Here is a 21,115-nt window from a genome sequence, read left to right as displayed (position 1 = left end):
GCACTGCAATACCGTTCGGCTTTCGAGCGCCTTCGCGGTAACGCACGGGCTTTCGGATCAACCAAGAGTGTGAGGACACCATGAAGCTGAAACTTCTGGCCAGTGTCGCTGCCGCGGGGCTGTTCGCAGCCGGCGCTGCATCGGCGGAGCCCGATGGCTGGTACGGCGCGATCGACGCCGGCTACCACATCATCGACGACATCAACACCGAAGCGTCGGCGACCGGCCAACACTGGAACTGGGAAGTCAACGACGGCTGGGCGGCGTTTGCTCGCCTGGGCTACCGCTTCAACCCGAACTGGCGCGTTGAACTCGAGGGCGGCTACCGCTCGGGCGACATCGGTCGCGTACGCGCTCCTGGGAACGTGAGCGGCCTTTGCAATGCGACCCCGGCTGCCGGCCCGTGCCACTCGCCGGAAGGCGACATCACGGCGACGACCCTGATGGCCAACGTCCTTTACGACTTCGGTTCGCCGGACTGGACCATTCGTCCGTTCGTCGGCCTGGGCGTGGGCGTGAACCGCGTCAACACCGACACGACCGGCTTCGTGCGCGGCAACCGCGGCGTCGCCTTCGCCGCCGATGACAGCTCGACCAAGTTCGCCGCTCAGGCGATCGCCGGTCTGGCCTGGGCCGTGTCGGACCGCGCCAACATCGACCTGACGTACCGTTACCTGACGGGCGACATGGAATTCGACGCCGTGACGTCGGGTTCGGGCGCCAATCCGGTCGGGACCCTGTCGGGCGACTACGACCAGTCGCACACCGTGACGCTGGGCCTGCGCTATGCGTTCGGCGCCGAGCCGGTGGCCCCGCCGCCGCCGCCCCCGCCGCCGCCGCCTCCCCCGCCGCCTCCCCCGCCGCCCCCGCCGCCGCCGCCGCCGCCTCCGGCCAAGCCGGCTGCGCGTCAGTTCGTGGTCTACTTCGACTTCGACCGTTCGGACCTGACGGCGGAAGCCCGCTCGGTGGTGACGCAAGCCGCCAACTACGCCAAGTCGGGCGCTCCGACGCGCGTGCTGGTGGTCGGCCACACCGACACCTCGGGCAACGCGGCCTACAACATGGGCCTGTCGAACCGCCGTGCGCGCACCGTGGCTGACGCCCTGGTCGCTCAAGGCGTCAACGGCGGCGTGATCTCGCTGGACGGCAAGGGCGAGACCCAGCTGGCCAAGCCGACCGCCGACGGCGTGCGTGAGCCGCTGAACCGTCGCGCCACCGTCGACATCAACTTCTAAGCCCTGAGGGGGCCGGTCTCGATCGGTCCCCGAAGGCTGTGTTGATGAAGGGTCAAGGCCGCCGAGCTCCGTCGGGTTCGGCGGCCTTGATTCAATAGCTTAGGCCCAAAGGTGGTCCCCGTTTCGCCTTGCCAAGACGGCGGCCTGGCTATTAATAGGGCCTGCTTTCGAGAGATATCAGCGTTTGCTCGCGCCCTTTGACCCCGACCAGTCCGAGCTAAGTCTTCAGATCTCAGTGGATCTGACGGGCCGTCGCTTTCTTATCGTGTCCGCGCCCTTCGGTCGTTTCGGACGCGTGCTGGCGCGCGCCATCGAGATGCGCGGCGGCAAGGTGCGACGCATGTTGTTCAATGCGGGCGACGTGTTGAACTGGGGGCGTTCCGGCGGTCTCGCGTTCCGCGAGAAGGCGGAGCTCTGGCCTGAACAGCTGTCCGCCCTCGCCGCCGATTTCACCGACATTATCGTGTTCGGAGAAGGCGGCCCCTACAATCAGGGCGTGCTCAGCCAGGCGGATCGCTTGAAAGCGCGTGTCTGGGTGCTCGAGAATGGGTATTTCCGGCCGGACTGGATCACCTTGGAGCGCAACGGCGTCAACGGTTCCAGCGCCCTGCCGCGCTCGGCTGCAGGTTATCCGCCGCCGCCGCCGGAATTGCCGGTGTCCCGACCTGTCGGCAGAATCCTGCCGCATCACGTCATCAACATCAGTCTCTATCATGCGGTTCAGCCGCTGGGGCGGCTGCTGTTTCCCCAGTACCGCCATCACTATTCGGCCTCGCCCTGGCGTCAGTGCTTGGGTCACGTGCGCCGCTATCTTGAGTTGGGCCTGCGCCCCCGAGGCGCCAGCGACGCCGGGCGTCTGAAGGCCAAGGGGCCCTTCTTCATCGCCTGCCTGCAGCGCGACGGCGACGCCCAACTGCTGCGCTATTCCGACATTCACGACAATCTGTCCTTCCTGGCGCAGGTGATGGACAGCTTCGCCGCCAGCGCGCCGGCAGGCAGCCGCCTCGTGGTCAAGAATCATCCGCTTGATCCGGGCATCATCAACCTCGCGCGCGAGACGCGTCGGATGGCCGAGGCGCGCGGTCTGCAGGACCGCGTCGACTTCATCGACGGCGGCAATCTGGCTCAGCTCTGCCGCGCTTCGCAGGGTATGGTGGTCAACAATTCCAGCGCCGCCCTGTCGGCTCTGGGCTTCGGCACGCCGGTCAAGGTGCTGGGGCAGGCCTTCTTCGATTTCGAAGGGCTGGCGGATCAACAGTCGCTGGACGGTTTCTGGCGGGCCCCGAAGCCGGCGGATCTCAAGCTTTTCGCGGCATTCCGCGCCTATGTGATCAATCGCACCCAGATCAACGGCAACTATCATGAGCCGCGCGCCATGATCGACACCGCCGAGCGCGTGGCCGACGCCTTGGAGACTCGGCTGGCCTAGGTCGCCGAACGGCTGTTTCCGGGTGTGGCTCTCAAGCCACCCTTTGGCGCTGTCATCATTCTGTCATCCAGTTGTCGCCCGAGCTTCCCAGAGCGCGCTTAAGCCCCCGACATCGAGCGGCCGCATATGGGCCGGCTTGCATGGCATTCCGCCTCCATCTCTGGGGATACAGACAGATGACCATCCGCAAACAGCTGTTCTGGGCAAGCACCGCCCTGATGAGCAGCTTCTTCATGGCAGAGACCGCTTCGGCTCAATCGACCGGCACGGCCGCCGTTGAAGTCGAGCAGGTCGTGGTCACGGGCCGTCGCGGTCCGCGCACCATCGACGGCGCCATGGTGGCTGAAACCGTCGGCAAGTCGCGCTCGAGCATCACTCAGGAGTTCATCGAGACCCAAGCCGCCGGTCAGACCATCAACGAAGTTCTGAACCTGGTTCCGGGCATGAGCTTCACCAACAACGACGCCTATGGCTCGTCGGGCGGCAATATCCGTCTGCACGGCTTCGACGGCCCGCGCATTTCGCAGACCTTCGACGGCATGCCGATGAACGACTCGGGCAACTACTCGCTGTACACCAACCAGCAGTTGGACTCGGAACTGATCGGCACGGCTTCGGTCAACACCGGCACGACTGACGTCGACTCCCCGACGGCCTCGGCCTCGGGCGGCACCATCAACCTCAGCTCGATCGCTCCGACGACGGAATTCGGCGGTCAGATCAAGGGATCGTTGGGCGATGACGACTTCCGTCGCGTTTTCGCCCTGGTGAACACCGGTGAAATCGGCCCGTGGGGCACGCGCGCCTGGCTGGCCTATTCGGACCAGTCGTACGATAAGTTCAAGGGACTGGGCGACCTGAACAAGACCCAGTACAACTTCAAGGTCTACCAGCCGATCCGCGACAACGGCGACTTTGTCTCTCTGGCGGGTCACTGGAACCGCAACCGCAACAACAACTATGCGGACCTGCAGCTGAAACGCAACGCTGACGGTTCGGCCAGCCTGGCCGACGGCGTGACCTGGGACAGCGATTTCGACACCGATTACACGGCGCCGACCTATCGTAACGGCGAGGCCGATATCGACGGCAACTCCAACCGTTACTGGGCGCTGCGCCAGAACCCGTCGGACACCGGCAACATCCGCGCTCAGTCGCGCTTCACCCTGCGTGAAGGCCTGATCTTCACCTTCGATCCGTCCTTCCAGTACACCCTGGCGACCGGCGGTTCGGGCCAGTTCGTCCTGTCGGAAACCGATCGTGCGCTTCTCGGCTCATCGGGCACGGGCGGCGTCGACCTGAACGGCGACGGCGATACCCTGGACAGCGTGCGCGTCCACGCCACCAACAACACCCACACTCAGCGCTACGGCATCAGCTCGTCGCTGATCTGGCGGATGTCGGACACGCAGACCCTGCGCGCCGCCTATACCCTGGACGACGCACGTCACCGTCAGACCGGTCTCTACGGCCGGGTCGACTTCTCGGATCCGACCAACCCGCACTTCTTCGATCCCTTCGCGGGCCTGCACGACAAGGATCACCGCATCGTCAACCAGGACGGCTATGAGCTGCGGACGCGTGACCGCCTGTCCTACGCCATCCTGAACCAGTTCGCCGTCGAATACGCCGGCCGCTTCCTGGACGACACCCTGCGCGTCAACGTCGGCGTCCGTGCGCCGTTCTTCAAGCGCGAGATGAACCAGAACTGCTATTCGCAGTCCAAGAGCAGCTCGGTGGTCTGCTCGACCGAGAATGCCGTCAAGCAAGCCGACGGCACCTACAAGCTCGGCACTCGCACGCAGAGCTACATCGCGCCCTATTCGCGTGAAGTGAAGTTCGACGACATCCTGCCGAACATCAACGTCAGCTGGAACTTCAGCGGCAACCAGTGGGTCTACGGCTCGTTCGCCCAGTCGCTGACCCTGCCGCGCACCGACAACCTGTACACCGTCTTCTTCGACGCGAACGGCGACATCACTTCGCCGATCACCGAACCGGAAAAGACCACGACCTACGACTTCGGCTATCGCTACCAGACGGGCGTCCTGATGGCCTCGGCCAACGTGTGGTACACCAAGTTCGATAACCGCATCGTTTCGCGTTACGACCAGGATCTGGGCGTGTCGTTCGACTCGAACGTGGGTGACGTCGACCTGTACGGCTTCGACTCGCAAATCGGCTGGTCGCCGATTGAAGGTCTGTCGCTGTACGCCACGGCTTCGTACACGGACTCTGAAATCGCCAACGACTATCTGGATGGCACGACGGTCATCAAGACGGGCGGCAAGTCGCTGACGGAAACCCCGGATTGGACCTTCGGCGGTCGCATTCAGTACGAAACCGGTCCGCTGCAAGTCGGGGCTCAAGTCAAGTACACGGGCGAGCGTTGGGTGACCGACGAGAACGACCTGTATACCGAAGCCTATACGGTCGTGAACGCCGACGCCAAGTTCGACCTGGGCTATTTCGGCTACAAGAACTCCAGCCTGGCCCTGCGCATCGTCAACCTGTTCGACGAGAACTACTTCGGCTCGATCTCGGGCGCCTACAACGCGTCGCGCAACACTTACGCCTACCGCGGCGCGCCGCGCACCATGCAAGCGACCCTGACCTACGCCTTCTAAGACGTAGCTGGGATCACCAGCATAGAGACAGGGAAGGGCGGTCCGGCGACGGGCCGCCCTTTCTTCTTTTGGCTCAGGGCGAACTCCGCCTTGCCGCCATTGAACCCAGGGGCGGCAGGGCCTATCTCGCCCCCTTCGTGCTTCATCCCTTTATGTGGACGTTTTCGCCCCATGACTTCGCCCATGACCTTGCCGATTCCTGCCGAATGGACGCCGCATCGCGCGATGTGGGTCGGTTGGCCCAGTCACGCCGATTTGTGGGAGGACAACCTCGAACCGGCGCAGGCCGAGGTCGAGGCCCTGGTCCGCGCCCTCGCTGGCCCCGGCCGGGAGCAGGTCAAGCTGATGGTCGGCAATGACGAGGCCCTGGCCGACGCCCAGGCGCGCTTCGCCGACGTGGCGGGGGTGACGGTTGTGGCCGGGCGTTTCGGCGACATCTGGCTGCGCGACACCGGGCCGATCTTCGGCGCTGGCTCGGCCTCGGCCCAGGCCTTTGTCTTCAACGGCTGGGGCGGCAAGTACGACCTGCCGCATGACGACGAGGTCGCCGACCAGATCGGCGAACAGACGGGCGTCGCCCTGACCCGTCACGACTTCATCCTGGAAGGCGGCGCCGTCGATCATGACGGCGAGGGTACGGTGCTGACCACCCGCCAGTGCGTGCTGAACCGCAACCGCAACACCGGCTGGACGCAAGAGGCGGCCGAAGCCGCCTTTGCGCAGGCTCTGGGCGCCACGAAGGTGCTGTGGCTGGGCGACGGCCTGCTGAACGACCACACCGACGGCCACGTCGACAACCTGGCCCGCTTCGTCGCGCCGGGCGTGGTCGCCTGTCCGATCGGCTTCGGCCCCAAGGACCCCAACGCCGACGTCTATGATGAGACGGCCCAGGTCCTGTCCGTCATGACCGACGCCGCCGGCCGCCCGATCCAGGTGCTGCGCATCCCTTCGCCGGGTCTGGTGCTGGACGAGGACGAGCGGCCGGTTCCGGCCAGCCATATGAACTTCCTGATTGCAGACGGCGCCGTCGTCGTGCCGACCTATGGCAACGACATGGCCGCCCGCCTGGCCTGCGAGGCCCTGGCGACCGTCTTCACCGATCGCGAGATCATCCCCCTGCCGTCGACCGCCATCCTGTCGGGTGGCGGCTCGTTCCACTGCATCAGCCAGCAGGAGCCCGCCTGATGACCCGTCAGATCACCGTCGCCGCCATCCAGACCGCCTACGGCGAGGACATGCAGGCGAACATCGACAAGACCATCGGCTTCATCCGGGAGGCGGCTGCCAAGGGCGCCCAGGTCATCCTGGCGCCGGAGCTGTTCCAGGGGCCGTATTTCTGCGTCTCGCAGGAAGAGAAATGGTTCGGCGCCGCCTATCCCTGGCGCGAGCATCCGGCCGTCACCCAGCTCCAGCCGGTGGCCAGGGAACTGGGCGTGGTCCTGCCCGTCTCGATTTTCGAGCGCGAGGGGCCGCACTACTTCAACAGCCTGGTGATGATCGACGCCGACGGCGAGCTGATGGGCGTCTATCGCAAGAGCCACATCCCCGATGGCCCCGGCTATCAGGAGAAGTACTACTTCCGCCCCGGCGACACCGGCTTCAAGGTCTGGGACACGCGCTTCGGCCGTATCGGCGTCGGCATCTGCTGGGACCAGTGGTACCCCGAAACGGCGCGGGCGATGATGCTGCAGGGGGCCGAGGTGCTGCTGTACCCGACCGCCATCGGTACCGAGCCGCATGACGATACCCTGGACACCGCCGCCCCGTGGCGGCGCGCCATGCAGGGCCATGCCGTATCGAACGTCGTGCCGGTCGTCGGCGCCAACCGCATCGGCCACGAGCAGGTGACCGAGGCGGGCCAGACCTACTACGGCCACTCCTTCATCGCCGATCATCGCGGCGACCTGGTCGAGAGTCTGGACCGGGAGGAAGGGGTGCTGGTCCACACCTTCGACCTGGACTTCCTGGACCGTCACCGCGCGGCCTGGGGCTTCTTCCGCGATCGTCGGACGGATCTGTACGGCGCCCTGGCGACAGGCCGCCCGGCCTGACCCGGCTCTAACGGAAAACTGGATCCAAAAAGAAAAGAGGCGGAAGACCGGGGTCTTCCGCCTCTCTCATTTCACGCGTTGAACGCTATCAGAACTTCAGCGTGGCGCCGAAGGTGAAGTAGCGGCCGATCGCGTCGTAGGTCTGCGGGAAGGTGTTCCCGTTGTTCGCTGACGTGCTGCCGATCTGCGAACCGACCATCGGCGGAGCCTTGTCGAACAGGTTGTTGATCGTCGCCGTCAGACGAACCGTCTGGGTGATGTCCCAGCGGCCGCTCAGGTCGAAGTAGTCGTAGCTATCGATCTGGGCGTAGTCCGGGAACCACTTGGTGTTGCTCGGCTCGACTTCGACGCCCGACAGGTGACGCCATTGCAGCGAGGCGCTGTAATCGCCCATCGACCAGGTGGCGCGAGAGCTCCAGCGTTGCTTGACCTTGGGCTCGCCGCACGACACCGAATAGTAGCCCACGCAGTCGCGCAGGACCGAGTTCGGATCCGCCTGGCTTTCAAAGCGGGTGACGATGTTGCCGTTGACGCTCAGATCGACGCGACCGATGTCGCCCCAGCCGAAGTCGGCCAGTTCGACACGATAGTTGCCGGCCAGGTCGAAGCCCGAGACGCGATCGTTGCCCAGGTTGGACGACAGAAGGGTCACGCCCTTCGATTCCACCCCGTTCAGCGAACCGTTCTTGGTGTTCCGGCCGATCAGCTTACAGAAGTCGTTGAACTCGAGGTTCGGGTTCAGCGTGGTGCTGTAGCAGCCGTTCAGGATATCGTCGACGCTGGGGCTGCCGACGGTCTTGTCGACCTTGATGTCATAGTAGTCCACGCTCAGGCGCAGGCTCGGCACGAAGGCTGGTTGCCAGACGGCGCCGATGGTCCAGGTGTCGGCCTCTTCCGGTCCCAGGTTGGGGTTGCCGCCGGTCAGGACGTTGACCTGGCCGGAGTTCGGCGGAGCCACATTCCCGATGTTGCCGTCCGGCACGCCGGTCAGGCGGCACAGATTGCTCAGGGTGCCGGCCTTATTGGCGTCGGCCGGGTTGATGAGGCCTTGCTGACAGGGGTCCTCGGCGCGGTTGTTCAGGCCAGTAACCTGGGGATTGAACAGTTCGCCGATGTTCGGAGCGCGGGTGGCGCGCTGATACATGGCGCGGATGCGGACATCCTCGATCGGCGACCAGTCGCCGCCCAGCTTGTAGCTGCCGTAGTGTGAGGTGACGCCGGCGGCCTTGAACTCAGTCTGGCGGTAGCCGGCTTCCAGGTTCAGGCTGTGGATGAACGGCAGGTTCTCGATCAGCGGGATCGCCAGTTCGGCGAAGGCTTCGCGCATTTCGAACTGACCTTCGCGATCCGGAACCGGCGCGCCGGTGCCCAGAACTTCGCCGTTGGTCTGGGCGGCCTCGTCACCGCGCGTGGCGGCGCTGGACCGGCGCCATTCCGCGCCGAAGGCGATGGCGATCGGACGTTCGCTCCAGGGGCTGCTCAGGCGTTCGGGCAGAACGCCGGAGATCGAGCCCGAGGCCACGTCCTGCTTGATCGTGACTTTGCTCATCGACGACAGGTTGATGTAGTCGATCATCTCCTGGGTGATCGAGCCTTCGGGGCCGAAGACGTTGATCGGCACGCAGCCCGCGATGCCGCCCGTCGCCTGATCGGCGCCGGGGACCAGGCACTGATCAGCCGAAACCGTGTTCAGGGCGTTCTTCAGCTTGGACAGGGAGCCCCAGTTGCGGCGCGTCGTCAGCTGCTGGGTTTCGCCGTGCGAGATATAGGCATCGTAGTTCCAGTCCGGGTTGAAGTCGCCCCGAACACCGGCCAGCAGTTGGACCGTCTTGTTCTCGATGTCCACCGGACGGGTGCCCATTTCGGTGAAGCGACGATTGATGGTCAGGTCCATCATGGTGTCGCCGCCCGGACCCGACACGCACTTGTTGGCGCCGATCATCAAGGCGTCGCACAGCTGCTGGCGCATGGCGTCGGGAATGAAAGGGTTGCCGATCGGCACGCTGTAGACGTTGCCGAAGGTGCCGCTGGAGGCGTTGTCCAGCGAGACGTCGCTCTGGACATAGCTCAGGTGGCTATAGACTTCAGCCGCTGGGTTGATCTTGAAGCTGCCCAGAGCGTTGATCTGATAGCGGCTCAGCGGCGTCTGATACAGGTTGTACGGGTTGTAGTTGTAGCCGGCCGAATTGTAGTTCGGGTGGTTCGAACCGATCAGAGCGCCCGTCGTCGGGTCCAGTTCAGCTCCAGACGGCAGCGGCGTGCCGCTCAGTTCGGGAATGACGTTGCCGTCAGCATCCTTCACCTGGAATGGCGTCACACCGAAACGACCGGGGACCGAGGTGCCCGAACCCAGCGGCGCGCCGGTCGTCGAGGAGCGCGCGACGGTGCCCCATGGGCGACGGTCCTGATAGAGCGGATCGGTCTTGGTGTAGCCGAAACTGACGACGGCGTTGCCGCGATCCTCGGCGAAGTTGCCGCCGACAGTCAGGTCGAACTTGCGGCGGACCGCGTCGTCTTCGCCCGAGAAGCCGTAGGAGGAGGAGAACTCCACGCCTTCGAAATTGTTCTTCAGGATGAAGTTGACCACGCCGGCCACGGCGTCAGCGCCGTAAACCGCCGAGGCGCCGCCGGTGACGGTGTCGATACGTTCGACCAGAGCGACCGGGATGGTGTTGGTGTCGACCACGCCGGACAGGTTGAACGGCACCACGCGGCGGCCGTTGATCAGCACCAGAGTGCGGTTGGTGCCCAGGCCGCGCAGGTTGATCGTCGCGCCGCCCCCCGAGCCGTTGTTGGTGGCCGAACCGACGGCCGGCACAGCGGCGGGCAGGTCCTTGACCAATTCTTCGATGGCGACCGGCTGCGACAGGGCGATGTCTTCCGAGCTTACCGAGGCGATGGGGCTGGCGGCCTCATAGCCCGGCTGGCGGATGCGCGAGCCGGTGACGACGATAGAGCTGACTTCGGAAACTTCTTCTTCGACCGATTGGGCGAAAGCCGGCGTGGCGGCCATGAAGCTGAGGGCGGCGCCCCCGATGATGGTCGAGGCGAGCAAGGACTCGCGAATAATTCTCTTTTTCAAAAGAGACCCTCTCCTGAACAAAACAAGCCGTCGCCCGCCCCCTTACGACGAGGGCTGAACCGACGGCTCGCGGCACATGCAGGACCGTGTGGCCTGCGGCGGAGACATTACGGCGAGGGTTGCCACAGACAAGTCAGAATTGCGTCAATAATGGCACAGATCGGAAAAAATTACCATTATTTGAAGTATATTCGGAAAAGTAGGCAAAAATTACGCTCATTTTCCGAAATTAAGACTAACGACGTTCTCTGATGCGCCGTCCCGATCATCGGCGCTGCTGCCCCAGGGGTAGCCCCTGTCGGCGCTGCAGTAGGGACGGCGGCCCTGTCGGGCGTTCTCGACCACCAGGCGCGGGCGCAGGCGAGCGGCGCCCGTGAAGACGTTGTCGGTGATGACATTGTGGGAAGGCGTCTGGTGGCGGATGACGCCGCGCTCGCCGCAGTTGCGATAGAGAAGGACGCCGGGGCGCCCGCCCAGTTCGAAGCGGTTGCCCGTGATCCGGTTCCGCGCCGAGCCGTCGACGGCGATCATCTCCCGCCCGGTGCGCGTGCGAAAAAGGTTGTCCTCAATCCGATTGTCGGCGCTTTCAGCGTCCAGATAGAGGGCGGTGGCGACGCTGCGCCCCTCCAGGGTCGAGCGGGTCAGGCTCACCCGCGTGACGCCGGGACCGACATAGAGGGGGATGGAGCCCGTGCCGCGAACGGTCACCTGTTCGAGGATGATGTGGCTGGGCGCGGCGGCTTGGGCGGCGGTCGTATGTTCGGCCGTGCGGGACGAGGCGCGCAGGTCGTCATAGCTCCCGTCCGCCCCCATGCCCCAGATTCGCACCGAACCGTGGATCAGGCAGCGCGACAGACGCACGTCGGTCGGGCGGCTCCAACGGTCGGCGGCGAGGCGGCGCGACCAGACGGCGATGGTCGGTGAGCGGGTGGTGACGGCGGCGCCGGGGCGGCCGACGGCGCCCCCCGCGCAGTCCAGCCCCGCGCCCGAGGCTTCGGCGCCTTCGATCAACACGGGGCGCACGACCGTCTGTCCTGGCGTCAGAACCGCGCGACAGGTCAGGCGATAGGGCGCCCTGGTCTCGGCCGTCAGCTCGCCCAGTTCCGAGGCGGAGCAGGGACGGGCGGCAGGCAGGGACCAGGTCTGAAGGCCGCCGGCCAGGATCATTCCCGCCAGCAGCATCGCCATCAGGGCAGGGGCATGGCCAGCGCCAGGGCCTCGGATGCGCAGCCGGGCGCTCTAGCGCCTTGCGCTCGCAGAGCCGCCAGTTCGGCGCGGGCGGCGATCAGGTCGGTTGCGAATTCCGGCTGGTCAGCGGCGCCGGCGTAGACGAGGCGCCCCAGATCCTCGCCGGCGGCGACGTCGCTGGGATAGTGCATGCCGCACACCAGCCGGCTCTGGCCGATCTCATGGGCCATGCGGCGAATCTCGGCCGCGCGGTCGGGGGCCAGGGCGGCGAAGGCCTCGCCATAGACGACGGCCACTGTCGAGCTGCCGGACGGATAGGAGGCGCTGCGTCGACCGGCCTCGGTCAGGCGCTGGCAGGCCTGACGGGACGGATCGTCGCCCACCGGTCGGGCGCGGAAGGCGCGCGCCTTGACCGTTTCCGCCGCCGCATCGGCGTCGTGAAACAGCCGCTGCATGAGACGGGTCAACTCAGGCGTCTGCTGCGGCTCCAGCCGCACGCCCAGGACGCAGTTGAAATGCTGCAGCGCTAGGGGCGGGCGCAGTTCGGCATGGGCCGTGGCCAGCAGCCAGCGGTCGGTGTTCTCCAGCGTCGCCATGCGCGTCGAACGATCCTTGTCGGACTGATCGACGGTGGATCCGGGCGCGGGCGGCGGGGGCGCGGCGGCGGCCAGGGCCTCCACCTCTGCGGCGTCGAGGTAGCCCGGCGGCGCGGCGGCGACCCGCGCCGCTTCGGGACGCAGAGCCGCCGGGGTGCCGGCGCAGGCGCACAGCAGAAGCGCCGCCGCCGCAGTCGTCGCCAACGCCGGGCGGCGGATCACGCGCCGCTGTTCCAGCTCAGTTGCACCGAGGTCAGGCCGCCTTCGCCCGGCGCGGCCACGACCTGAAGGCTGGCGCCCTTCTCGGCGCGGGCGGAGGCGCCGTAGGCGCGGGCCTCGCCCTGGTTCATGGCCATGATCGGAGACAGGCCCGCCTTCTCGGCGCGCTGACGATAGAAGTCGATCACCGCATCGGGCGTGGCGTCGGTGGTGAAGGTGATGATGCCGCCCGGACCTTCGGGGCCCGACGCCATGAGGGGCGCCCCGTCGGTCTGGGCGCCGGGATAGAGGGCGGCGAAGGTCGGCGCGCCGTCGATGGCGGCGCCCGGCGCCTCAGGCGTCGACGGCGTCGGAGCTGCCGCAGGCGCGGCGGTTTCGGCCGGCTCGGCGGCGGCGATCGACGGCGATTCGCCTTCGGGCGCGGCCTGACTGCGGTCATCGCACGCCGCCAGGCCGACGCTGAGCGCCAAGACGACGGTTGCCACGCTACGCTTCATTCAGCCTACGTCCTTAATCCTATGCGACTATCTGCACCGTGGCCTATCCGTGCGGCGGCAGCAAGGCGGTTCAACCGGTAGGGGCGTCCACATCATCGCCGGGCTGGCCCGTGGACTTGCGCGCCTGCTCCGGTCCGCCGGCCGGGCGGGCGGGCGGGTCGGACATCTCACGCCCCTGACGCGCGATGTCGGCGTTGATGGCGTCCTGATCCGGGTCGATCTCCGAGCCGGACGCCGATCCGCCCCGCAGCGAGCCGGCGCGGGTGTCCGAGCCGGAATCGGTGCCTTGCAGGGCCTTCTTCAAGGCGTCTTCGACATGGCCCAGGTCGGGTTTCTCGCCCATGGCGGCGGCCTCACGGGCGTCTTCGTTCTCGGCGGCGGGATCGGTCATGGATGGTCTCCTTGCTCGTGCAAGACAAGCGGACCGGCCGTCCGGAGGTTCCCGATCGCGCAGGCCGCGCGCCAAAGGAAAAGGGCCGGCGGATCTCTCCGCCGGCCCCCTTCGTCTTACGTGCCGATCGTCTTACTTGACGAACAGCTTGTTCCAGCGGCGCGGCTGGCGCTTCTTCCAGGCGCCGCGGTGATAGGCGTCCGACCCGATCAGCGGCACGACGGTCGTGGCTTCGGCGTAGACCATCTGTTCGTAGGTGGTCTGGACCTTGCCCCACGAGGCGGCTTCCTGCAGCGTCGAGGACGAGCAGGCGCCGTCGCGCACGTCGGCGACCGTGATCTGCACGGCGTAGCGGTGCATGTCGGCGTCGACGCCGAGAATCTCGGCGCAGACGACGGTGTCCTGAGCGAAGTTCTTCGGCACGCCGCCGCCGACCATGAACAGGCCGGTGACGCCCGCCGCGATCTTGATGTCGGTCAGTTCACGGAAGTCCGCGACCGCGTCGATCATCATATAGGGCTTGCCCTCGGCCATGCGCTCCTTCTGGTGCTTGACCAGGCCGAAACCGGCCGAGGAGTCGACGAAGGCCGGGCAGAAGATCGGCGCGCCTTCTTCATAGGCGGTCTGGATCAGCGAGCCGGGCTTCTTGGCGTTGCCTTCCGACAGCCACTTGCCCATCTCCCAGATGAACTCGCGCGAGGAATAGCCGCGCGGCTCCAGGCGGCTGGCGATCTCATAGATCGCGTGGTCGCAGGCCTGCAGTTCTTCTTCGTCGATGTAGGTGTCGTAGATGCGGTCGATGTAGTGCGAGCGCAGGATGTTGTCGTCCACCTCGCCGGCGGCCTGATAGTGCTTGTAGCCAAGGGCCTCGAAGAAATCCATGTCGACGATGGAGGCGCCGGTGGCGACCACGGCGTCGACCATGCCGAACTTCACCATGTCGCGGTAGACGTCCATGCAGCCGCCGGCCGAGGTCGAACCGGCCAGGATCAGCCACGGCGAGCAGGCCTCGTCTTCCAGGGCCATGTTGAAGATGTCGGCCGCGCGGGCGGTGTCGCGCGAGCTGAAGGACATCTTGCGCATGGAATCGATGATCGGGCGCGCGTCGAAGCTGGTGATGTCGATGTGCTCGACAGTGGTGGCCAACAGCTCCGCCTTGGCGTTGGAACGAACCGGTGCGTTCATCTCTCGGGTTTCCCTTTGGTTTGAGCGCCCGTCGTCAATAAGGAACAGCGGCCCGGACGGAGCGACGGGCCGCTGCTTGTATCAAAGCCTTGAGACATTTTTCAGTTCAAGGCGTGATGCGGTGGATCAGCGCTTGCGCTTGCGCTGGCCGGCCTTGCCCTTGGGGCGCGACAGGCGGACGACCTTGCGGGCGTTCTCCTCGGCCGTGGTGCGCACGGTCGGGATGGAGCGCGGCGCCAGGCCGTACATCGAACCCATGGGGGCGTCCTCGACCACGGCGATCTCATGCTCGCCATAGCCGTTGAAGCCGGTGGTCATGGCCACGCCATAGGCGCCCAGCATGCCGATCTCGATGAAGTCGCCTTCCTGGACATCGGCCGGCAGCCAGAACGGGCCGGGCATGTGGTCGATGCTGTCGCAGGTCGGGCCATAGAAGCGGAAGGGCTTCAGCTCCGACGAGGATTCACCGTCCCGGACCAGCTTGGTCGGGAAGGGCCAGCGCGAGTGCGTCGCATCGAACAGCGAGCCGTACGACCCGTCGTTCAGATACAGGGCGTCGCCCTTGCGCAGGTCCACGCGGCACAGCACCGACGACGACTCGGCCACCAGCGCCCGGCCGGGCTCGCACCACAGCTCGGTCGTTTCCGACACCGGCATCTCGTTGAAGCCGCGATGGATGGCGTCGGCGTATTCGCTCAGGTCCGGCGGGACCATGCCCGGATAGACCGACGGGAAGCCGCCGCCGACATCGACGATGTCGACGAAGACGCCCGCCTTCTTGATGGCGCGGCCGACCTGGGTCATCGCCGCCTCATAGGCCGAGGGGCGCATGCACTGCGAACCGACGTGGAACGACACGCCCATCAGGCCGTCCTTGACCGCATGGCGCGCGGCCAGCAGCAGGGCGGGGGCCTGATCCGGGGTGACGCCGAACTTGCCCGACAGGGAATAGGCGGCGCCGTCGGCCGACACGCCCATGCGCACGATCAGGTTCAGGTCCTCGGCGTGGCCGGTGGCCTCGAGGATCTTGTTCAGTTCGTCATGGCTGTCGAGCACGAAGGTGCGCACGCCGTGGTCGGCGTAGGCCGCACGGATCGCGCCGCGGCTCTTGACCGGGTGCATGAAGGCCAGACGCGCGTTCGGGCTGACCGACCGAACCAGTTCGATCTCGGCCAGAGACGCGACGTCGAAGGCGTTGACGCCGTTCTCGACCAGGGTCTCGATGACCCAGCGCGAAGGGTTCGCCTTCACCGCATAGAAGACGTCGGCTTTCAGATTATCCTGGAACCACTGCGCCGCTACGGCAACGGAGCGGGGACGCACGAGTGCGACCGGACGCTCCGGGGACCGCTGACGGACCAGGTCCAGGGGAAGCTGGTACGTGTGCAACTCACGTAACCCCCTGATGATTGTTAACCCAGACCCGGCGTTAGCGGCGCAAGTTAGGACCTACGGGGTCCGCCGGAACGCGCGATATGGGGATATTGGGCTGTCATGTAAAGCGGAAATTTCATGGCGGGGTTGCATGGGGACGGCGCTGGGCCGTTCCGCAGAATCGGCGCCGCACTGGACGAAATCGACGCAGACATGCCATTAAGACTTGCCCTTGCGCCCATCTCGCGTCATGCGGCGCCCCCTTTGTCGCAACCTCATCCATAGGTTCATGAGTTCTTCAACAGCCGCCGTCGCGTCCGTTCGCGACGTCTCGAAGACCTACGGGGCCAGAAAGGCGCTCGACGGCGTGTCCGTCGAGGTCGGCGCCGGTGAAATGGTCGCCCTGATCGGTCCGTCCGGTTCGGGCAAGTCCACCCTGCTGCGCTCGATCACGGGTCTTCACCCCATCGATCCCGGCGGAACCATCACCGTCTTCGGCGATGTCGTTCAGCAGAACGGCCGCGTCACGGGCGCCGTGCGCCGCGCACGCAGCCGCCTGGGCATGATCTTCCAGCAGTTCAACCTGGTGGGGCGGCTGAGCCTGTTCTCCAACGTCATGCTGGGCGCCCTGGGGCGCCTGCCGTCGTGGCGCGGCCTGTTCGGCGTCTGGCCGGGCGCGGACAAGGCCAAGGCCATGGCGGCCCTGCACCGCGTCGGCGTGTCCGACTACGCCGCCCAACGCGCCAACACCCTGTCGGGCGGCCAGCAGCAGCGCGGCGCCATCGCCCGCGCCATCGTCCAGGGCGCCAAGGCTATTCTGGCCGATGAGCCGGTCGCCTCCCTCGACCCCGTGTCGGCCCGCAAGGTGATGGAGCTGCTGGTCGAGCTGAACAAGCGCGACGGCATGGGCGTGATCGTCACCCTGCACCAGGTCGACTACGCCATCCGCTACTGCAACCGCGTCATCGCCCTGCAGAAGGGCAAGGTGGTCTATGATGGTCCGTCGACGGGCCTGGACACCAAGCGCCTGATCGAAATCTACGGTCCTGAATACGAGGACGCGTTCTGGGAAGCCAAGGCATGACCCGCACCGCCATCACCCGCCGCCTGCTGGGCGTCGCCGCCATCGCCGTCACCCTGGGCCTCGTCGGCTGCGGCCAGGGCGAACAGGCCAAGCCCGGCGCCGCCCCCAGCGAAATCACCTTCTCCATCCTGTCGGCGGAAGGCCAGGCCTCGGCCGGCCCGCTGTGGCAGCCGCTGCTGGACGACATGTCCAAGGCGATCGGCGTGCCGGTGAAGCCCTATTTCGGCTCGAACTACACCGTGCTGGTCGAGGCCATGCGCGGCAACCACACCCAGGTCGGCTGGTTCTCGGCCAAGCCCGAAGTCGAGGCCATCGACCGCGCCAACGCCGAGGTCATCGCCCGCACCGTCAACCGTGAGGGGCTGGACTCCTATCAGTCGACCCTGATCGTCAAGAAGGGCTCGGGCATCACGCTGGACAAGGTGCTGGCCTGCGGCAAGGTCTACAACTTCGGCATCGGCGACGCCCAGTCGACCTCGGGCACCCTGGCGCCCATGACCTTCCTGTTCAACGAGCGCGGCGTCGTCCCGGCCCAGTGCTTCAAGACGGTGCGCTCGGCCAACCACCAGGCCAACGCCTTCGGCGTGGCCACCGGCGTGATCGACGTGGCCACCTCCAACAGCGTCAACCTGATCTTCATGCGCCGTGAGAACGCCCAGCTGGCCGACCAGATCGAGGAGATCTGGACCTCGCCGCCGGTGCCCGAGAGCGGCATCGTCGTGCGTCAGGATCTGGACCCGGCCCTGAAGGAGAAGATTCGCAGCTTCTTCCTGACCTATGGCCAGGGCGAGGGTCCTGAAGCCGAGCGTCAGCGCAAGGTGCTGGCGGGGCTGGAGTATTCCCGGTTCGCCCCGGCTGACGATTCCTATCTCAACCCGATCCGCGAGATGATCGCCGACCAGAAGCGCGGCGAAGCCGAAGCCAAGGGCGACAAGGCCGGCGTCGCCGCCGCCGAGGCGGAAATTCAGCGCCTGCGCAGCCTGCGCGAGGTCCAACCTTGACCAAGGCCCCCCTTCCGGCCTCGGCGTCGCCGGTTCCGGCCGCGCCGCAGAAGTCCGCCGTCTCCTGGGCGATGGACGTCCTAGTCTGGGGCGGCGTGATCGCCGTCCTGCTGTACAGCGTCAACGCCGTCGATCTGGGCAACATCTCGCGCCTGTTCTCGGGCAACGACAGCATGAAGATGTTCGTCCACGACCTGCTGCGGCCGGACTTCTCCGACTGGAGGATGTTCGTCGCCAAGATGTGGGAGACGATCCAGATCGCCCTGTGGGGCACCTTCCTGGCCGTGCTGTTCGGCATTCCGCTGGGCCTGGCGGCGGCCCGCAACATGGCGCCCCAATGGGTCGTGACCCCGGTGCGCTGGATCATGAACCTGCTGCGCTCGGTGCCGGACCTGGTGATCGGTCTGCTGTTCGTCACCGCCGTGGGCCTGGGCCCGCTGGCCGGCGTCCTGGCCATCACCCTGAATACGGCCGGCGTTCTGGCCAAGCTGTTCTCCGAAGCGGTCGAGTCGATCGACAAGGGGCCGGTCGAGGGCGTTCGCGCCACCGGCGCCTCCAAGCTGCACGAGATCGTCTGGGGCGTGATTCCCCAGGTGGCCCCGCTGTGGACCTCCTTCGCCCTCTACCGTTTCGAATCGAACAGCCGCTCGGCCACCGTGCTGGGCCTGATCGGGGCGGGCGGCATCGGCCAGGTGCTGTTCGACAGCATGAACGCCTTCAACTTCAAGGCCGTGTCCGCCATCGTCATCATCGTGGTCATCGCCGTGACCCTGATCGACACCCTGTCGCAGATCATGCGCAAACGCCTGCTCTGACGACGCATCGAGTCAGGTTTGCCCTGACTGTCACAAAGGTCTGGCCGGACCGTCACATTCTCCTGCTTTAAGCGTCGCACACTGACGACTGGAGAAGGTCCGGCCATGATCCGTACACTGAAGTTCACGGCCTGCGCGGCCGCCCTGCTGGCCCTGGCGGCCTGCGGAAACAACGAGGGCGGCGCTCCCGGTTCGCAGAAGGCCCGCACGGGCATCTGGGCCGCCGGCTCCTCGACCGTCTTTCCCTTCGCCACCCGCGTGGCTGAGACCTTCGCCCGCAACGGCGGCGGCGGTTCGGCCCCCCGCGTCGAATCCCTGGGCACCGGCGGCGGCATCCAGGCCTTCTGCGCCGGCATCGGCCCCTCGACCCCGGATATCGCCAACGCCTCGCGCCCGATGAAGCAGAGCGAGTTCGATCGCTGCGTCGAGAACGGCGTCACCGACATCGTCGAGATCAAGATCGGTTATGACGGCATCGTCGTCGCCACCGCCCGCACGGGTCAGAGCTTCAATCTCGAGCTGAACGACCTCTACGAGGCCCTGGCCAAGGAAACGCCGGGCGCCGACGGCCAACTGGGCGCCAACGCGGCCAAGACCTGGAACGACGTCAACAAGGCCCTGCCGGCGATCCGCATCCAGGTCTACGGCCCCCCACCGACCTCGGGCACGCGCGACGCCTTCCTCGAACTGGGCATGGCGCCGGGCGCCAAGCTGATCCCGGCGGTCGCCGCCATCGAGGCGCAGGACAAGACCCGCTTCGAGACCGTGGCCCACACCCTGCGTGAAGACGGCGCCTGGATCGACTCGGGCGAGAACGACAACGCCATCGTCCAGACCCTGACCCGCACGCCGGGTTCGCTGGGCGTGTTCGGCTTCTCCTTCCTCGAGCAGAACATGGACACGGTGAAGGCCGAGACCATCGACGGCGTGGCCCCCTCGGTCGCCACCATCGCCGACGGCTCCTATCCCCTGGCCCGCAGCCTCTACATCTACGTCAAGAAGGCCCACATCGGCGTGACGCCGGGCCTCGAACAGTTCGTTCAGGAGTTCATGTCCGAAGGCGCCGCCGGCCGCGGCGGCTATCTGCAGGACCGCGGCCTGGTGCCGCTCGTCGCCGAGGAGCTGACGGCGGAACGCGCCAAGGCCTCGGCCATGACCTCGATGGCCCGTCCGAACTGAGGCGGCTGAATGCGAAACGCCCCGGACATCGTCCGGGGCGTTTTTGCTTTTCGCGAGGCCCGTGGTCAGGCCGCCGCGCGGCGTCTCAGCCGCGCCACCCGGCGCAGACGGCGCCAGAAGCGGCCGCGCGCGGGCTCGGGATAGGGTTGCAGGTTCTCGATGAACTGCTCGGCTGAGGCCCGCCAACTGAACTTCTCCGCATAGGCGCGGACGTCCTTGCGGTCGAGCTCCAGGCATTTCAGGCAGGCGGTCTTCAGGTCCTCGTCGATGAAGCCCGCGCCGGAACCGGGGATGATGTCGATCGGGCCGTGGGCCGGATAGGCGGCGACCGGGGTGCCCGTGCCCATGGCCTCCAGGATCACCAGGCCGAAGGTGTCGGTCCAACTGGGGAAGACGAAGACGTCGGCGTCGGCGAAGCAGCGCGCCAGGTCCTTGCCGAAGCGGGCGCCGAGGAATTTCGCCTCGGGGTATTTCTCTTCCAGCTCGGCGCGGGCCGGGCCGTCGCCCACGATGATCTTGGTGCCCGGCAGATCCAGCTCGAGGAAGGTCTCGATGTTCTTCTCGACCGCCACCCGGCCGACATTGAGGAAGAAGGGGCGGGGCCAGTTCTCGCCGCCCATCTCCTTGTAGATCGGCTCGAGGTCGGGGCGGAACAGTTCGGTGTCCACCCCGCGTGTCCAGGGCGAGACGTTCTTGAAGCCGTGCTCGACCAGCTCGTCGCGCAGGGTCGGCGTGGCGACCATCAGGCGTCCCGACGGCTTGTGGAACCACTTCATGTAGGCGTAGCCGACCTGCACCGGGATCGGGAAACGGGCCGAGACGTATTCCGGGAATTTGGTGTGATAGCTGGTGGTGAACGGCAGCTTCCACTCCACGCAGATGCGCCGCGTGGCGATGCCCAGCGGGCCTTCGGTGGCGATGTGGACGGCTTCGGGCTCGAAGGCGCGCAGGCGCTCGCGAATCTCTTCCTCGGCGCCCAAGGCCAGGCGAATTTCGGGGTAGGTGGGGCAGGGGATGGTCTTGAACTGGCTGGGCTCGATGACCTCCACCTCATGGCCCATGGCGCGGCATTCAGCCACGGTGCGGGTCAGGGTGCGGACGACGCCGTTGACCTGAGGCTCCCAAGCGTCGGTGACCAGAACAATGCGCATGAAGTCGATAG

The 21,115-nt window shown here is 66.3% G+C and carries 17 protein-coding genes; 9 read left to right on the top strand and 8 right to left on the bottom strand.

The window, feature by feature from the left end:
- The first annotated feature begins 80 nt into the window (after nucleotides 1-80).
- The 5 genes from V8J38_RS15485 (at nucleotide 81) to aguB (ending at nucleotide 7,342) form a co-directional block, all read left to right on the top strand.
- Nucleotides 81-1,235 carry an OmpA family protein gene (locus tag V8J38_RS15485; RefSeq protein ID WP_291782989.1) on the top strand — a complete coding sequence of 385 codons (1,155 nt, stop codon included), beginning with the start codon at nucleotides 81-83 and terminating at the stop codon, nucleotides 1,233-1,235.
- Nucleotides 1,236-1,470: 235 nt separating this feature from the next.
- Nucleotides 1,471-2,664: a capsular biosynthesis protein gene (locus tag V8J38_RS15480; RefSeq protein WP_338576977.1), complete on the top strand. Its 1,194-nt coding sequence runs from the start codon at nucleotides 1,471-1,473 to the stop codon at nucleotides 2,662-2,664.
- Nucleotides 2,665-2,840: 176 nt separating this feature from the next.
- Nucleotides 2,841-5,291 (top strand): TonB-dependent receptor, encoded by a 2,451-nt coding sequence (locus V8J38_RS15475; protein ID WP_338576973.1) that lies wholly within the window; start codon nucleotides 2,841-2,843, stop codon nucleotides 5,289-5,291.
- A gap of 183 nt (nucleotides 5,292-5,474) precedes the next feature.
- Nucleotides 5,475-6,476 (top strand): agmatine deiminase family protein, encoded by a 1,002-nt coding sequence (locus V8J38_RS15470; RefSeq protein ID WP_338576972.1) that lies wholly within the window; start codon nucleotides 5,475-5,477, stop codon nucleotides 6,474-6,476.
- Nucleotides 6,476-7,342: an N-carbamoylputrescine amidase gene (aguB, locus tag V8J38_RS15465; RefSeq protein ID WP_291783370.1), complete on the top strand. Its 867-nt coding sequence runs from the start codon at nucleotides 6,476-6,478 to the stop codon at nucleotides 7,340-7,342. Before V8J38_RS15470 ends, aguB begins: the two co-directional genes overlap by 1 nt.
- Nucleotides 7,343-7,430: 88 nt before the next feature.
- On the opposite strand, the gene V8J38_RS15460 is transcribed toward aguB, so the two are convergent.
- The 7 genes from V8J38_RS15460 to V8J38_RS15430 all read right to left on the bottom strand — a co-directional run bounded on the left by V8J38_RS15460 (nucleotide 7,431) and on the right by V8J38_RS15430 (nucleotide 15,889).
- Nucleotides 7,431-10,424, bottom strand: a complete 2,994-nt coding sequence (locus V8J38_RS15460) for a TonB-dependent receptor domain-containing protein (protein WP_338576968.1) — start codon at nucleotides 10,422-10,424, stop codon at nucleotides 7,431-7,433.
- 216 nt (nucleotides 10,425-10,640) lie between these two features.
- Nucleotides 10,641-11,612 (bottom strand): right-handed parallel beta-helix repeat-containing protein, encoded by a 972-nt coding sequence (locus V8J38_RS15455; protein WP_338576965.1) that lies wholly within the window; start codon nucleotides 11,610-11,612, stop codon nucleotides 10,641-10,643.
- Complete coding sequence (locus V8J38_RS15450) at nucleotides 11,612-12,430, bottom strand: phosphatase PAP2 family protein (protein ID WP_338576962.1); 819 nt, start codon at nucleotides 12,428-12,430, stop codon at nucleotides 11,612-11,614. The genes V8J38_RS15455 and V8J38_RS15450 overlap by 1 nt, the downstream gene beginning before the upstream one ends.
- Entirely contained in the window at nucleotides 12,427-12,924 is a 498-nt protein-coding gene (locus V8J38_RS15445) for a hypothetical protein (RefSeq protein ID WP_338576960.1), read from the bottom strand. Before V8J38_RS15445 ends, V8J38_RS15450 begins: the two co-directional genes overlap by 4 nt.
- Nucleotides 12,925-12,994: 70 nt before the next feature.
- Complete coding sequence (locus V8J38_RS15440; RefSeq protein ID WP_291783352.1) at nucleotides 12,995-13,315, bottom strand: ribonuclease; 321 nt, start codon at nucleotides 13,313-13,315, stop codon at nucleotides 12,995-12,997.
- A 132-nt stretch (nucleotides 13,316-13,447) separates the two neighbouring features.
- On the bottom strand, nucleotides 13,448-14,500 hold the full coding sequence (locus V8J38_RS15435) for a 1,9-bis(guanidino)-5-aza-nonane synthase (protein WP_291783350.1): 1,053 nt from the start codon (nucleotides 14,498-14,500) through the stop codon (nucleotides 13,448-13,450).
- Nucleotides 14,501-14,626: 126 nt separating this feature from the next.
- A complete protein-coding gene (locus V8J38_RS15430) occupies nucleotides 14,627-15,889 on the bottom strand; it encodes a type III PLP-dependent enzyme (RefSeq protein WP_338576956.1) in 1,263 nt (420 codons plus the stop codon).
- Between the two features lie 274 nt (nucleotides 15,890-16,163).
- Here V8J38_RS15430 and phnC point away from each other — a divergent pair, with 274 nt between their 5' ends.
- From phnC to V8J38_RS15410, 4 genes are all read left to right on the top strand, one after another.
- Entirely contained in the window at nucleotides 16,164-16,958 is a 795-nt protein-coding gene (gene phnC, locus V8J38_RS15425; RefSeq protein WP_291783344.1) for a phosphonate ABC transporter ATP-binding protein, read from the top strand.
- On the top strand, nucleotides 16,955-17,959 hold the full coding sequence (phnD, locus tag V8J38_RS15420) for a phosphate/phosphite/phosphonate ABC transporter substrate-binding protein (RefSeq protein ID WP_338576953.1): 1,005 nt from the start codon (nucleotides 16,955-16,957) through the stop codon (nucleotides 17,957-17,959). Before phnC ends, phnD begins: the two co-directional genes overlap by 4 nt.
- Before the next feature lie 71 nt (nucleotides 17,960-18,030).
- Complete coding sequence (phnE, locus tag V8J38_RS15415; RefSeq protein WP_291783384.1) at nucleotides 18,031-18,774, top strand: phosphonate ABC transporter, permease protein PhnE; 744 nt, start codon at nucleotides 18,031-18,033, stop codon at nucleotides 18,772-18,774.
- A gap of 105 nt (nucleotides 18,775-18,879) precedes the next feature.
- Nucleotides 18,880-19,953 carry a substrate-binding domain-containing protein gene (locus V8J38_RS15410; protein ID WP_338576951.1) on the top strand — a complete coding sequence of 358 codons (1,074 nt, stop codon included), beginning with the start codon at nucleotides 18,880-18,882 and terminating at the stop codon, nucleotides 19,951-19,953.
- Between the two features lie 65 nt (nucleotides 19,954-20,018).
- On the opposite strand, the gene V8J38_RS15405 is transcribed toward V8J38_RS15410, so the two are convergent.
- On the bottom strand, nucleotides 20,019-21,104 hold the full coding sequence (locus V8J38_RS15405; RefSeq protein WP_338576949.1) for a glycosyltransferase family 1 protein: 1,086 nt from the start codon (nucleotides 21,102-21,104) through the stop codon (nucleotides 20,019-20,021).
- Nucleotides 21,105-21,115 lie beyond the last annotated feature (11 nt).

This window comes from Brevundimonas olei, from assembly GCF_037055245.1.
Taxonomy (GTDB): Bacteria; Pseudomonadota; Alphaproteobacteria; order Caulobacterales; family Caulobacteraceae; genus Brevundimonas; species Brevundimonas olei.
This window is presented reverse-complemented; position numbering and strand designations above follow the sequence as displayed.